Origin of the sequence: Sphingomonas oryzagri (assembly GCF_029906645.1) — a bacterium.
GTDB lineage: Bacteria > Pseudomonadota > Alphaproteobacteria > Sphingomonadales > Sphingomonadaceae > Solisphingomonas > Solisphingomonas oryzagri.
In genome coordinates this window covers 918,302-932,650 of record NZ_JARYGZ010000001.1, presented here as the reverse complement: position 1 = coordinate 932,650, position 14,349 = coordinate 918,302, and the positions used below count along the sequence as shown (strand labels likewise).

Sequence of the window (14,349 nt, the reverse complement as noted above, 5' to 3'; positions counted from 1 at the left end):
CATCATGGCGGATCACGCGCGGTCTGAAAATCCAGAGGTGCAGCGCCAGCTGGACCGGCTGGCGGCGCTGTCGCCCGGCCGCGACATCCTGGGGCTGGAGCGCATCGGGCTGCTGCTGGAGCGGCTCGGCAACCCGGAACAGGCGCTGCCGCCCGTCTTCCACGTCGCCGGCACCAACGGCAAGGGATCGACCTGCGCCTTCCTGCGCGCGGCGCTGGAAGCGGCGGGGTACAAGGTCCACGTCTATACCAGCCCGCATCTCGTCCGCTTCAACGAGCGTATCCGGCTGGCCGGCCAGCTGATCGACGACGAGGCGCTCGCCGCCTATCTCGGCCGGGTGCTCGATATCGCCGACGGTATCGAGCCGAGCTTCTTCGAGGTGACGACCGCCGCCGCCTTCCTCGCCTTCGCCGAGGTGCGCGCGGATGCCTGCGTGATCGAGGTCGGTTTGGGTGGCCGGCTCGACGCGACCAACGTGCTGCCGGCGCCCGCCGTCACCGGCATCTGCCAGCTCGGCATGGACCACCAGGCCTTCCTCGGCGACAAGCCCGAGATGATCGCCGCCGAGAAGGCCGGCATCGCCAAGGCCAGCATCAACCTCGTCACCCAGCGTTATCCGCCCAAGATGGCCGATGCCGTCGCCGAGGTGGCGGAGCAGGCCGGCGCACCGGTGATAGCCCGCGGCACCAGCTGGGATTCGGCACCCTATCGCGGGCGGCTGCATTATCGCGATCTGGAGGGGCGGCTGGACCTTCCCGCCCCCCGCCTCGCCGGCGCGCATCAGGCGCAGAATGCGGGGCTGGCGATCGCCATGCTTCGCCACCAGCAGGCGCTGGCCGTGCCCGAAGCGGCGATGCGCGCGGCGATGGGCTGGGCCGAGTGGCCGGCGCGGATGCAACCGCTTGTCGCGGGGCCGCTGCGTGACCTGCTGCCCAGGGGTTCGGAACTCTGGCTCGATGGCGGCCACAATCCGGCGGCGGCCCGCGTGGTGGCGGACCACCTGCGTGCCGCCGTGCCCGCCGGCAAGCCGCTCCACCTGGTCATGGGGCTGCTCGCCAACAAGGATGCGCAAGGCGTGCTGCGCGCCTTCGCGGGCCGCCATGCGACGCTCCACGCCGTACCGGTGCCGGATCACGAGCATCACGCCCCCGCCGATCTGGCGGCGCAGGCCAAGCATGTCGGCCTCACCGCGATGCCGGCCGCGGGCGTCGCCGAGGCGCTGGGCTGGATCGGCCGCCACGCCGACCGCACCGAGCCGCCCTATGTGCTGATCCTCGGCTCTCTCTATCTGGCGGGCGAAGTGCTGCGCGAGAACGAGCAGCTACCGGACTGACCTATACGGTCGCCGTCGTCCCGTCCGGCTCCTCGGTCCCCGCGCTGCCGATCGAGCGGTCGACCAGCCCGGTGCGCATCATCCACCAGAAGAGGACCACCCCCGGCAGCGTCAGCACGGCGGTGAGGATGTAGAAGTTCACATAGCCCATCGCCTCGATCAGCGCGCCCGCACTGCCGCCGGTGACGAAGCGGCCTACGATGCTCGCGGCGGCCGAGATCAGCGCATATTGTGCGGCGGTGAAGCGCAGGTCGCACAGCGCCGAGAAATAGGCGACGAGTGTCACGCCAGCGATACCGCTGGTCAGGTTTTCGAACCCCATCGCGGTGGCCAGCCCCCAATTGGTGTGGCCGTAGGCGGCGAGCGCCGCGAATCCGAGATTGGGCAGGGTCATCCCCCACAGGCTCCAGATCACCGATCGTTTGAGGCCGAGCTTCGCGTAGAGCCAGCCGCCGATGAAGATGCCGATCAGGAACGCCCAGAAGCCGATCCCGACATCGTAGATCGCGATCTCGTTGTTGGAATAACCCTGATCGACGAACAGCAGCCGCACCGTCAGCTGCGACAGCGTGTCGCCGATCTTGTGGACGAGGATGAAGGCGAGGATCAGCCACGCCCCCTCGCGCCGGAAGAAGTCGCTCAGCGGGCCGGCGATCGAGGCCCAGACCTCGGCCGCGCCCTTGCGCTGCGAGACTTCGCGATGGCGCTCCGGTTCGCCGACGATCAGGCCCGTCAGCATCGCCGGGAGAGCCAGCGAGGCGCAGACCGCATAGCCCCAATGCCAGTCCCATCTCGCGGCGACGAGCAGCGCCAGCGAACTCGCCACCGTCGCGCCGATCCGCCAGCCGTACTGGCTCATGCCAGAACCCGGCCCGAGCTGTTCGGGCTTCAAGGTCTCGATCCGATAGGCGTCGATCACGATGTCGAAGGTCGCGCCCGCCACGCCGACGAGGATCGCCGCCCACGCCGTCGCCATCAGGCTCGCCTTGGGGTCGACCAGCGCGAGGTTGATCACCGCCGCGATCACCAGCAGACCCGCTAGCAACAACCACGTCACACGCCGGCCGAGCTGCTTCGAGAAGGGCAGCGCAACGCCGTCCACCACCCAAGCCCACAGCCATTTGAAGTTGTAGACGAGGAAGGCGAGGCTGAACGCCGTCACCGATTTCTTGTCGATCCCGTCCTGCGCCAGCCGGGTCGTCAGCGTCGCGCCCAGCATCGCGTAAGGAAAACCAGACGACACGCCGACGAAGAAGGCGGCCAGCGTCTCCCGCTCGGTATAGGGACGGATCGATGCAGGGAGGTGGCTGCGCCAGCCGGTGGCCTCGGGAGTGTCGGTCATCGGCGCACCTTAGCGGCGCTTCGCCGATGTGAAAGGGGCGATCGGGACGGCGCCTAGTCGCCGAACAGGTGGAGCGCCTTGGGCAGCCGCCGCGCCTTGCGGCCCGACTTGCGCGCCTCGACCGCGAGGATCGCGGCCAGCAGGTCGGCGCGCGAATAGGGCTTGGCAAGGCATCCGGCGGCAAAGCCGCGCGCCTCGGCGGGGCATTGGCCGGTCACGAACAGCAACGGGATACCGGCCGCGAAGGCGAGACGGGCGACGTCGATGCCGGTCCCCTCGCCACGAAGGCTCACGTCCGCGAGCACCAGATCGATCCCGCCCTCCGCGATGCGCTGCCCCGCATCCTCGGCGGTGTCGACGGTGGCGACCACGGTAAAGCCGGCGTCGTTCAGGCCATATTCGTTGTCGAAGGCGACGAGCGCGTCGTCCTCCACCACCAGGATGCGGCGCAACTGCGCCTCCTCACCTGGCCTTCCCCGTCCGAACATCCAACCTCCCACGCGACACGAGCGCCCCTTGACCATCAATCGATAAGCGCGGAAGGCGGTTCCGAACCCCCGAAGCAGCGGAGACAGGAAGTGAGCGCGCCACGCCGACCCGGCGACGATGGCCGACCCGGCGCCAAGAAGAAGGGCTGGGCGAAGGCAAAGCCCAAGGCGAAACGCCCCGGCCGTCCGCGCGTCCGCCGCGAACCACGGGAAGCCGCCGAAGCGGGCGCCGAGCCTGCGGTGAAGCAGGTCCGTGTCCGCAAGGACGGCAGCGTCGCCAGCGGCCGTCAGGATGTGCGTACTGCGCGTGCCAGGGCAGCCGCTGCCGAGACCGTCCCGGCACCGGCGAACAAGCGCGCCCGCCCGCCCCGTCGCGAAGAGGCCTCGCCCGTCAAACCCGCCAGAACGGATCGGCCGCGCCCCGCGCGCGACACCGCCCCGCGCCCGAAGAAGGACGCTCCCGCGCAAAGCGACGCGGCACCCAGGCGAACCGAGCGCCCCGCCGCCCGTGTCCGCAAGGACGGCAGCGTCGCCGCCGGCAACCGCGCCGCGCGTGAAGCCCATCACGCCAGCCGCGAGCCGCAGCGCATCGCCAAGCTGCTGGCCCGCGCCGGCGTCGCCTCGCGCCGCGAGATCGAACGGATGATCGCCGAGGGGCGGATCGCGCTCAACGGCACTGTGATCGACACGCCCGCAACGATCCTCACCTCGCTCGCCGGGGTGACGGTGGACGGCCAGCCGGTCGCCGCGACCGAGGCCTCGCGCCTGTTCCTGTTCCACAAGCCGACCGGGCTGATCACCGCCGCGTTCGATCCGGCCGGTCGCGCGACCATCTACGATCGCTTGCCGCCCGGCCTGCCGCGCGTCATTCCGGTGGGCCGGCTCGATCTGAATACCGAAGGCCTGCTGCTGCTTACCAACGACGGCGAGCTGAAGCGCAAGCTGGAGCTGCCCTCCACCGGCATCCCGCGCATGTACCGCGCCCGCGCCTATGGCGAGGTGACGCAGGAGATGCTGGAGTCGCTCTCCGACGGGGTTGAGATCGACGGCATCCGCTACGGCCCGATCGACGCCAATCTGGAGCGACGCACCGGCCGCAACGTGTGGATCGAGATCCGCATCACCGAGGGCAAGAATCGCGAGGTGCGGCGCGTGCTCGAATATCTCGGCCTGCAGGTCTCGCGCCTGATCCGCACCGCATATGGTGAGTTCGTGCTGGCCGATCTGCCGGTGGGTCAGGTCGTCGAGGTGCGCCAGCACGATCTTGAGGAATTCCGGAAGACGATACGATGAGGATCATCGCTGGCCAGTGGCGCGGCCGCACGCTCAAGGCGCCCGCAGGCATGGAGACGCGCCCGTCGGCCGACCGCACGCGCGAAGCACTGTTCTCGATGCTGCAGAGCCGGCTCGGCAGCTTCGAGGATCTGGCGATCATCGATCTGTTCGCGGGCACCGGCGCGCTGGGGCTGGAGGCGCTGTCGCGCGGTGCCGCATCGTGCACCTTCGTCGAGCAGGACAAGGCCGCGCTCGACGTCCTGCGCGCCAATTGCACCGCGCTGGGCGTGAAGCCAGACATTCGCGCGCAGGCGGTCAACACGCTGGGGCCGGCGCCGCGCGCCTATGACGTGATGATGATGGACCCGCCTTATGCGATGCGTGCCGGCGTGCCCACGCTGGAACGGCTGGCCCGGCTCGGCTGGCTGGCGGCGGGCGCGCTGGCCAGCGTCGAGGGTGAGCGCGCCGAAGAGGTGACGCCGCAGGGTTTCGAAGTCGAGGCCGAGCGCCAATATGGCAAGGCGAAGGTCACGCTGCTCCGTTATCTGGGCTGAGCGACCGGGTGTTGGAGATGCGTATGAAAAGACTGATCCTGGGCCTCGCGCTGGCGCTCGCAGGGCTTGTCGCGGCCCCTTCGCTGGCGGCGGCCCCGCCGCCCCATGGCGGCACGACCACGCTGCATCCGAGCGTCGACGGGGACTATGACCCGTCTCTCCACATTTTCGCGGATGCCGCGCGCGACGCGCTGACCAGCAAGGGCTTCACGATCCTCGAAGACCCGGCGCACACCGCCTATGTCGTCGACCTGACGCTGAGCCGCGCCGACATCGGCACCGGCATGGGCAAGGGGCCGCGCGATCCGGCGGAAGTCGTGGGCACCGGCGTCGTGGTGCCGCTCTCCACCGGCAATTCGGCCATCGTCGCGCTGCGGCGGACGAAAATAGACGTCCGCATCCGCAACCGCGCCGATAACAGCGTCGTGTGGAGCGGCTCCGCCGTCACGGTGCGCTCCACCGGCGCGCGGAACGGCACCGACGAGGCGGTCGCCACCGATCTCACCCGCGCACTGCTCCAGATTTACCCGACGCAGCCCGAAGACACGATCGGCGTTCCCTAAAGCGGATCAGGCGGTTGCCCTGACCGCCCGCGTTCCCTACCTGTTCGGGCGTGACTCACCCGGCCCCTGCATCTTCCGAACCCGGCTACATAACTGGCCTCAACGAGCCGCAGCGCGAGGCCGTGCTCACCACCGAGGGGCCGGTACTCGTTCTGGCCGGCGCCGGCACGGGCAAGACGGCGGCGCTGACCGCGCGCCTCGCCCACCTGATCGCGACGCGCCGTGCCTGGCCGAGCGAGATCCTGGCCGTCACCTTCACCAACAAGGCGGCCCGCGAAATGCGGGAACGCGTACACCGTATCGTCGGCGACGCGGTGGAGGGGATGCCGTGGCTCGGCACCTTCCATTCGGTCGCCGCCAAGATGCTCCGGCGCCATGCAGAGCTGGTCGGCCTGCAGAGCAACTTCACGATCCTCGATACCGACGACCAGCTGCGCCTGCTCAAGCAACTGATCCTCGCCGCCGACATCGACGAGAAACGCTGGCCCGCGCGTCAGCTCGCCGGGCTGATCGATCGCTGGAAGAATCGCGGCTGGGTGCCCGCCGATATCGATGCGGCGGAGAGCGAGGCCTATGCCAACGGCCGGGGCGGAGAATTGTACGATGCCTATCAGCAGCGGCTGAAGGCGGTGAATGCCTGCGACTTCGGCGACCTGCTGCTGCACATGCTGACGATCCTCAAGACCCACCGCGATGTGCTTGAAAATTATCAGCAACGCTTCCGCTACATCATGGTGGACGAGTATCAGGACACCAACTCGTCCCAATATCTGTGGCTCCGGCTGCTGGCGCAGGAGCGCAAGAACATCTGCTGCGTCGGCGACGACGACCAATCCATCTATTCGTGGCGTGGGGCGGAGGTCGCGAACATCCTGCGCTTCGACCATGACTTCCCCGGCGCCAAGGTGATCCGGCTGGAGCAGAATTACCGGTCCACCCCGCACATCCTCGCCGCCGCGTCGCAAGTCATCGCCAACAATGGCCAGCGCCTGGGAAAGACGCTGTGGACAGCCCTGGAATCAGGCGAGAAGATTACCGTCGTTGGTGTGTGGGACGGCCCCGAGGAAGCCCGCCGCGTCGCCGACGAGATCGAGAGCCACCGCCGGCAGGGCGGCCGCTATGACGACTGCGCGATCCTCGTGCGCGCCCAGCACCAGACCCGCGAGTTCGAGGATCGCTTCATCGCGATCGGCCTGCCCTATCGCATCGTCGGCGGCTTCCGATTCTACGAGCGCGCCGAGATCAGGGATGCGCTCGCCTATCTCCGTGTGGTCCACCAGCCCGCCGACGACCTGGCTTTCGAGCGGATCGTGAACACGCCAAAGCGCGGCCTCGGCGACAAGGCGGTGGCGAAGATCCACACCCTCGCCCGCGCCGAAGGCGTGCCGTTGACGCTCGCCGCCGCGCGCCTTTGCGACACTAACGAACTGGCAGGAGCGGCGCGCAACTCCTTGGGAAGACTGGTCGGCGACATCGCCCGCTGGCGCGATCTCTCCAACTCGCTCGTCCATCCGGAGCTGTGTCGCCAGATCCTCGACGAGAGCGGCTACACCGCGATGCTCCAGGCCGATCGGTCGGCCGAGAGCGCCGGACGGCTGGAGAACCTCACCGAACTCGCCCGCGCGATGGAGGAATATGACACGCTCGGGGATTTCCTCGAACATGTCAGCCTCGTCATGGACAATGACGCCAACGACGCCGGGCAGCCCAAGGTGACGATCATGACCGTCCATGCCGCCAAGGGTCTGGAGTTCGACACCGTATTCCTCGTCGGCTGGGAGGAAGGGCTGTTCCCCTCGCAGCGCGCGCTCGACGAAGGCGGCACCAAGAGCCTCGAAGAGGAGCGCCGCCTCGCCTACGTCGCGATCACCCGCGCGCGGCGGCGCTGCGTGATCATCCACGCCGCCAATCGCCGCATCTACGGCCAGTGGACCTCCTCCATCCCCTCGCGCTTCGTCGGCGAGCTGCCCGAGGAGCATGTCGAGGCCGAGACCACCATGTCGGGCGGCGAGTCGCTCTGGCGCGCGCAGTGGAGCGAGCGCACCGATCCCTTCGCGCATATCGAGCGCGGCACCGGGCGCGGCCCCGGCTGGCAGCGGGCGGCCGCGCTCGGCGAGCCGGCGGCGCGATCGGGCAATGGCGGGCGGATCGTCGAGGTGAAGGCGTCGGCCGCCTCCTACGCCGCCAAGCCGCGCTCCGACATCGAGATCGGGCAGAGGGTGTTCCACACCAAGTTCGGCTACGGCATCGTCGAGGGGATCGAGGGCAACAAACTCGCCATCGCCTTCGAACATAGCGGGACCAAGCATGTCCTCGACAGTTTCGTAACCCCGGCATGATCTGGGCGCTCGCTCCCCGCAGGGCCGATCGCGAGGAGGGTGGCGGGGGCACCCCTGCGGACGGGATGCCGACGCCCAGGCGCTATCTGGCGATCGCCGCCATCTCGCTCGGCACGGTGCTGACGGTGATCGACGGGCAGATCGCCGGCGTCGCGCTCCCCACCATCGCGCGCGACCTGAAGGTGGACGGGTCCGCCTCGGTGCTGGTCGTCACCGTCTACCAGTTGGTGCTGGTGATGACGTTGCTGCCTTTCTCCGCGCTCGGCGACCGGATCGGCCTCAAGCGCCTGTATCAGGGCGGCCAGCTCGTCTTCACGATCGCGACGGCACTCTGCTTCTTCGCCAAGAGCCTGCCGTTCCTTCTCATCGTGCGCGCCTTCCAGGCGCTCGGCGGCGCGGCCGCGCTGTCGGTGATGGCGGCGCTGATCCGCTCCATCTATCCGGCCAGGCAGCTCGGGCGCGGACTTGGCCTCAACACGGTGTTCGTGTCGGTATCGGCGGCGCTGGCACCGACGGCGGGTGGCGCGATCCTCGCGGTCGCGCCCTGGCCCTGGGTGTTCGCGGTGGGCGTGCCGTTCGCGATCCTGTCCCTGCTGCTCGGCCGTATCGGCCTGCCCGATGTCCCCCCACGCGGCGTGGGCTATGACGGGCTGGGTGCCGTCTACTGCATATTGACCTTCGGCCTGACCATCTCGGGGCTGGAGGCCAGCGTCCACGGCGGATCGCCGGTGGTGGCGGGCGCGATCGTCGGTGCCGGGCTGATCTTCGCCATCCTGCTCGTCCGTCACGAACTGAGCGAGCCGCATCCGATCATGCCGGTCGATCTGCTCAAGCTGCCGGTGCTGGCCCTGTCCGCCACATGCGCGCTGTTCGCTTTCGTCGCATCGATGCTGCTGCTGCTCTCGTTGCCCTTCCGTCTGCAGCACGGTTACGGCTTCACCCCCGGCGAGGTCGGCGCGATGATCGCACCCTGGCCGTTCACCACCATGTTCGTGGCGCCGACCGCCGGCATCCTGTCCGACAAAGTGCCGGCGGGCTTTCTGGGCGGGATCGGCATGGCGATCGCGACCGTCGCCCTGTTCCTCCTCGCGATGCTGCCCGCGCAACCGCACTGGTTCGACGTGGCGTGGCGGATGGCGTTGTGCGGATCGGGCTTCGGCCTGTTCCTCTCGCCCAATGCGCGGCTGGTGGTCGGGTCAGCGCCGCGAACCCGCATGGCCTCGGCGGGCGGCCTCATATCGACGGTGCGTCTCACCGGCCAGACGCTCGGCGCGACACTGGTCGCCACCCTGCTGGCGATGGGCCTGGGCGAAGGCCGGATGCCGGCGCTGATCGCGATGGCGCTCACCATCGTGGCGGGAGCGTGCAGCCTCGCGCGGCTCAATCCGGCGCTGCGCCGCCCCAGCGCCGGGGAGCTGGAATCGGGCGCCGCCTGAGCCCATTTCCTAGCGCAAGGATAGACTTTCTTTCGTCGCGCCACCACGGCGCGGTTGCGCGGATGGCGGCGGCGGTCCTAAGGACGGCAGCGATGGACAAGGCTCCCCACCCCTTCACCTTCCGCGATTACCGCTTCTACTGGGTCGCACGCTTCGCCTCCACGATCGCGCAGCTCTCCATGGTGATCGTGATCGGGTGGCAGGTGTACGACATCGCACGCCGGACGATGGGGGTGCATGCGGCCGCGCTGCAGCTCGGCTGGATCGGCCTTGCGCAATTCCTGCCGCTGCTGGCGCTGACGCTGGTGACGGGCTGGACGGCGGATCGCGTCGATCGCCGCTTCATCGCGCGATCGACCGCGCTGCTGGAACTGTGCTGCGCCGCCACGCTCGGGCTGCTCGCATGGAGCGGCACGACCACCCTGCCAGCGCTGTTCGGGATCGCGGCGCTGCTCGGCGTTGCACGCGCCTTCGCCGGGCCTGCCCTGGGTGCGATCGCCCCCAATCTGGTACCGGCCGCCGTGCTGCCGACCGCGATCGCCTTCAGCTCGATCAGCTGGCAGAGCGGTTCGGTGATCGGCCCGGCGCTGGGCGGCTATCTCTATGCTGCGGCGCCTTGGGTTCCCTATGCCGTATCGACGGCGCTGTTTGCGACCTGCTTCGTCTGCCTGATGTTCATCCGTCCGCTGCCCCGCCGCGCGATCGGCGGATCGACCAATCCGTGGGCGCAGATGATCGACGGACTCCACTATGTCCGCCGCAACCGGCTGGTGCTGGGCGCGATCTCGCTCGATCTGTTCGCGGTGCTGCTCGGCGGCGCGACGGCGATGTTGCCGGTATACGCCAAGGATGTGCTGCACGTCGGTGCCGAAGGTCTCGGCAATCTGCGCGCGGCGCCGTCCTTCGGATCGGCGATCATGGCGCTGACGCTGAGCATCCGTCCGCTCAAGAGCAATGTCGGCGTCAAGATGCTGATCGCGGTCGGCATCTTCGGGCTGGCGACGGCGGGCTTCGGCCTCTCGCGCTGGATGCCGTTGTCGCTGCTGTGCCTTGCCATCCTTGGCGCGGCGGACATGATATCGGTCTATGTCCGCCAGTCACTGATCCAGCTGTGGACGCCGGACGACATGCGCGGCCGCGTCGGAGCCGTCTCCTCGCTGTTCATCTCCGGCTCCAACGAGCTGGGCGAGGCGGAGAGCGGCTTTCTCGCCGGCCTGATCGGCCCTGTCCCCGCCGTGATCGCGGGCGGCGTCGGCGCGGTGCTGGTCGCGGTAAGCTGGAGCTGGTGGTTCCCCGAGTTGAAGCGCGCGAAGACCTTTGATCCCCCCAAGACACTCGAAGACATCCCCCTGGAGAAGGAAACGGCAGCATGAAGGCCCGGAATATCCTGGAGACGATCGGCAACACGCCCCACGTCCGCTACGCCAAGCTGTTCCCCGACGCCGAGGTATGGATCAAGTCCGAGCGGACCAACCCCGGCGGTTCGATCAAGGACCGCATCGCGCTGGCGATGATCGAGGACGCCGAGAAGAGCGGAAAGCTCAAGCCCGGCGGCACGATCATCGAGCCGACATCCGGCAATACCGGCATCGGCCTGGCCATGGTGGCGGCAGTGAAGGGGTACAAGCTGATCCTCGTCATGCCGGAGAGCATGTCGGTGGAGCGGCGGCGGCTGATGCTGGCCTATGGCGCGAGCTTCGATCTCACTCCGCGCGAAAAGGGCATGAAGGGCGCGATCGAGCGCGCCGCCGAGTTGGCCGAGCAGACCGAGGGCGCGTGGATTCCCAGCCAGTTCGAGAATCCGGCGAACGTCGCCGTGCACGTGCGAACGACGGCCGAGGAGATCCTCGCCGATTTCGCCGATAGCCCGCTCGACGTGATCGTCACCGGCGTCGGCACGGGCGGCCACATCACCGGCGTCGCCGAGCGGCTGAAGAAGGAATGGCCGGCCCTCAAGGTGTTCGCGGTCGAGCCGACGCTGTCGCCGGTCATCTCGGGCGGCCAGCCCGGCCCGCACCCGATCCAGGGCATCGGCGCCGGCTTCGTGCCGACCAACCTCCACACCCAGCTGCTCGACGGCGTGATCCAGGTCGATCCGGCCGATGCCAAGGAGATGGCGCGCCAGTCCGCCACGAAGGAGGGCGTGCTGGTCGGCATCTCGTCCGGCGCGACTCTCGCCGCGATCAAGCAGAAGCTGGCGGAGCTGGGCAACGGCGTGAAGGTGCTCGGCTTCAACTACGATACCGGCGAGCGCTATCTCTCGGTGCCGGATTTCCTGCCTGAAGCGTGATCCGGACGATGCGAGGCTGAACGCCCGGCAACGGGTTGCTCAGCCTCGCTTCAGCGGCATCGATCTATTCCCGATGCACCGATCCGGGGGGACGGTCATTCGGGAGTGACATCATGAAGCGTACTATTCTCGGCCTCGTAGCCGCCGCCAGCCTCACCGCCATCGTCCCCGGCATCGCCAGCGCGGCGCCGTGGCAGTCGATCAACGGTCGCCAGGCGAATCTCTACAACCGCATCGAGCAGGGCGTGCGTTCGGGCGCGCTGACCCGCGCCGAGGCCGCCAGCCTGCGCACCCGCTTCGTCGCGCTGGAGCGTCGCGAGGCGGACTATCGCCGCTCGCGCCCCGGCCTGACCATCGCCGAGCGTGCCGACCTCGATCGCCGCTTCAACGCGCTGAGCGCCTCGATCCGCGTGCAGAAGCATGATCGGCAGTATCGCCGCTAAGGGATGACGAACCGTGCCGGCGGTCGCTAGGATCGCCGGCATGTTCGACATTCGCCCCGACGACCTGACCGGCGAGCAGACGCGCGCCTTGCTCGCGCTGCACCTGTCCGGAATGCACGCCAATTCGCCCGCCGACAGCGTCTTCGCGCTCGATCTGTCGGGACTAACGATGCCCGACGTGACGGTATGGGGCGTATGGAACGGCGACACGCTCGCCGGCATCGGTGCGCTCAAGGTGCTGGGCGGAGGCAGCGCCGAACTCAAATCGATGCGCACCCACCCCGATCACCTGCGCCGGGGCGTGGCGGCCGCGTTGCTCGATCACATCATCGCCGAGGCACGGCGTCGCGGTATCACTCAACTGAGCCTAGAAACCGGCAGCGGCCCGGCCTTCGATCCCGCGCTGGCTCTCTATCGCAAACGCGGTTTCGCGAACGGCGAGGCGTTCGGCGACTACACGCCGAGCGCCTTCAACCAGTTCCTGCATCTCAGCCTTTAGAAAGCCTCGACCGGCAGCGCCATGATCGCCTCGGCACCGCCCTCCAGCTTGCGGCGAAGCGCGCCGGCGTCGGGGAGGACGCGCTCGGCGTAGAAGCGGGCGGTGATCAGCTTGGCTTCGAGGAACGCCTTGTCGCCCTCGCCCGCGTCGATCTGCACCTGCGCGGCGCGCGCCATCTTCAGCCACATCCAGCCAATCGCGACGATGCCCATCATCGTCATCAGCGGATAAGCCGCGGCACCGGCATTGTTCGGGTCCTTCATGCCGTTCTGCATCAGCCACATCGCGCCCGCCTGCAGCTGGCCGACCGCCTTCTCCAGATGGCCGGCGAGTTCCGCCTGCGGGCCGTCCTTAGCCTCGGCGATGTCGGCCGAGATCAGCCCGAACAGCGCCATCGCCGCATTGCCGCCGTGGCGCGGCAGCTTGCGGCCGACGAGGTCCATCGCCTGCACGCCGTTGGTGCCCTCGTAGATCATCGCGATACGGGCATCGCGGACATACTGCTCCATGCCGTATTCGCGGATGTAGCCGTGGCCGCCGAACACCTGCTGCGAGTTGGTCGCGATCTGGTAGCCGAGATCGGTGAGGTAGCCCTTGATCACCGGCGTCACCAGACCGAGCAGTTCGTCGGCAGCGGCGCGATCCTCCTCGCTGGCGGCATGGTGCGACAGGTCGTTCTGCAGCGCGCCCCACAGGATCAGCGCGCGCGCGCCTTCCAGATTGGCCTTCGCCTCCATCAGCATCCGGCGGACGTCGGGGTGGACGAACAGGGTGTCGGCGGGCTTGTCGGGCTCGGCCGGCCCGGTAAGCGCGCGGCCCTGGCGGCGATCCTTCGCATAGGCGACGGCGTTCTGGTAGGCGGTCTCGGCGATGCCGAGGCCCTGCAGGCCGACGCCGAGACGCGCCGCGTTCATCATGATGAACATCGCGGCGAGGCCTTTGTTCTCCTCGCCAAGCAGCCAGCCGGTGGCGCCGTCGTAGTTCATCACGCAGGTCGAGTTGCCGTGGATGCCCATCTTCTCCTCGATGGACCCGCAGGCGACGCCGTTGCGCGTGCCGGGATTGCCGTCAGCATCGGGCAGGAACTTGGGCACGATGAACAGCGAGATGCCCTTCGATCCCTCCGGCGCGCCGGGCAGCTTGGCCAGCACGAGGTGGACGATGTTGCCGGACATGTCGTGCTCGCCGGCCGAGATGAAGATCTTGGTGCCGGTGATCGCGAAGGTGCCGTCGTCGTTGGGCACCGCCTTGGTCTTGATCAGGCCGAGATCGGTGCCGCAATGCGGCTCGGTGAGGTTCATCGTGCCGGTCCATTCGCCCGTCACCATCTTCGGCAGATAGAGGGCCTTCTGCGCGTCCGATCCGACCGCGTGGATCGCCGCCATCGCACCCTGGCTCAGCCCCGGATACATGGCGAAGGCGACGCCCGACGAGATCAGATATTCCTCGAACGCCGTCGCGACGACGTGCGGCAGGCCCTGCCCACCGAACTCTTCCGGCGCGGCAAGGCCGATCCAGCCACCTTCCGCGAGCTGCTTGTAGGCATCCTTGAAGCCCTTGGGCGTCGTCACCGAGGCATCGTCGTGGCGCGTGCAGCCCTCGGCATCGCCCGACTGGTTGAGCGGGAAGATCACATCGGCGCAGAAGCGGCCGCCCTGATCCAGAATCGCCTCCACCATGTCCGGCGTCGCCGACTGGAAGCCGGGCAGGTTCGAGAAGCGATCGAGCTTCAGCACCTGATCGAGCACGAAACGCGTGTCCGCCACCGGCGGCGTGTAGGTCGGCAT

The 14,349-nt window shown here is 68.4% G+C and carries 13 protein-coding genes; 10 read left to right on the top strand and 3 right to left on the bottom strand.

Going from position 1 to position 14,349, the window contains the following annotated elements; all coding sequences use genetic code 11:
• Nucleotides 1-4 precede the first annotated feature (4 nt).
• Nucleotides 5-1,333 carry a bifunctional folylpolyglutamate synthase/dihydrofolate synthase gene (locus QGN17_RS04400; RefSeq protein ID WP_281043296.1) on the top strand — a complete coding sequence of 443 codons (1,329 nt, stop codon included), beginning with the start codon at nucleotides 5-7 and terminating at the stop codon, nucleotides 1,331-1,333.
• 1 nt (nucleotide 1,334) lies between these two features.
• On the opposite strand, the gene QGN17_RS04395 is transcribed toward QGN17_RS04400, so the two are convergent.
• Together QGN17_RS04395 and QGN17_RS04390 are read right to left on the bottom strand one after the other, a co-directional pair.
• Nucleotides 1,335-2,675 carry an AmpG family muropeptide MFS transporter gene (locus QGN17_RS04395; protein ID WP_281043295.1) on the bottom strand — a complete coding sequence of 447 codons (1,341 nt, stop codon included), beginning with the start codon at nucleotides 2,673-2,675 and terminating at the stop codon, nucleotides 1,335-1,337.
• Nucleotides 2,676-2,728: 53 nt separating this feature from the next.
• Nucleotides 2,729-3,127 (bottom strand): response regulator, encoded by a 399-nt coding sequence (locus QGN17_RS04390; RefSeq protein WP_281043294.1) that lies wholly within the window; start codon nucleotides 3,125-3,127, stop codon nucleotides 2,729-2,731.
• A 126-nt stretch (nucleotides 3,128-3,253) separates the two neighbouring features.
• Between QGN17_RS04390 and QGN17_RS04385 the strand changes: the two genes are divergently transcribed.
• The 9 genes from QGN17_RS04385 (at nucleotide 3,254) to QGN17_RS04345 (ending at nucleotide 12,562) form a co-directional block, all read left to right on the top strand.
• Nucleotides 3,254-4,456: a pseudouridine synthase gene (locus QGN17_RS04385; protein WP_281043293.1), complete on the top strand. Its 1,203-nt coding sequence runs from the start codon at nucleotides 3,254-3,256 to the stop codon at nucleotides 4,454-4,456.
• Complete coding sequence (rsmD, locus tag QGN17_RS04380; protein WP_281043292.1) at nucleotides 4,453-4,992, top strand: 16S rRNA (guanine(966)-N(2))-methyltransferase RsmD; 540 nt, start codon at nucleotides 4,453-4,455, stop codon at nucleotides 4,990-4,992. The genes QGN17_RS04385 and rsmD overlap by 4 nt, the downstream gene beginning before the upstream one ends.
• A 23-nt stretch (nucleotides 4,993-5,015) precedes the next feature.
• Nucleotides 5,016-5,555, top strand: coding sequence for a hypothetical protein (locus QGN17_RS04375; RefSeq protein WP_281043291.1), 540 nt, complete (start codon nucleotides 5,016-5,018; stop codon nucleotides 5,553-5,555).
• A 50-nt stretch (nucleotides 5,556-5,605) separates the two neighbouring features.
• A complete protein-coding gene (locus QGN17_RS04370; RefSeq protein ID WP_281043290.1) occupies nucleotides 5,606-7,894 on the top strand; it encodes an ATP-dependent helicase in 2,289 nt (762 codons plus the stop codon).
• Nucleotides 7,895-7,959: 65 nt separating this feature from the next.
• Nucleotides 7,960-9,330, top strand: a complete 1,371-nt coding sequence (locus QGN17_RS04365) for an MFS transporter (protein ID WP_281045137.1) — start codon at nucleotides 7,960-7,962, stop codon at nucleotides 9,328-9,330.
• 92 nt (nucleotides 9,331-9,422) lie between these two features.
• Nucleotides 9,423-10,703: an MFS transporter gene (locus QGN17_RS04360; protein ID WP_281043289.1), complete on the top strand. Its 1,281-nt coding sequence runs from the start codon at nucleotides 9,423-9,425 to the stop codon at nucleotides 10,701-10,703.
• Complete coding sequence (gene cysK, locus QGN17_RS04355; RefSeq protein WP_281043288.1) at nucleotides 10,700-11,620, top strand: cysteine synthase A; 921 nt, start codon at nucleotides 10,700-10,702, stop codon at nucleotides 11,618-11,620. Before QGN17_RS04360 ends, cysK begins: the two co-directional genes overlap by 4 nt.
• 113 nt (nucleotides 11,621-11,733) lie before the next feature.
• Complete coding sequence (locus QGN17_RS04350) at nucleotides 11,734-12,063, top strand: hypothetical protein (protein WP_281043287.1); 330 nt, start codon at nucleotides 11,734-11,736, stop codon at nucleotides 12,061-12,063.
• A gap of 40 nt (nucleotides 12,064-12,103) precedes the next feature.
• The gene (locus QGN17_RS04345; protein ID WP_281043286.1) at nucleotides 12,104-12,562 is read left to right on the top strand and encodes a GNAT family N-acetyltransferase; all 459 of its coding nucleotides are present in this window, start codon (nucleotides 12,104-12,106) and stop codon (nucleotides 12,560-12,562) included.
• Here QGN17_RS04345 and QGN17_RS04340 read toward each other — a convergent pair.
• Complete coding sequence (locus QGN17_RS04340; protein WP_281043285.1) at nucleotides 12,559-14,349, bottom strand: acyl-CoA dehydrogenase C-terminal domain-containing protein; 1,791 nt, start codon at nucleotides 14,347-14,349, stop codon at nucleotides 12,559-12,561. The two genes, QGN17_RS04345 and QGN17_RS04340, sit on opposite strands and share 4 nt — an antisense overlap.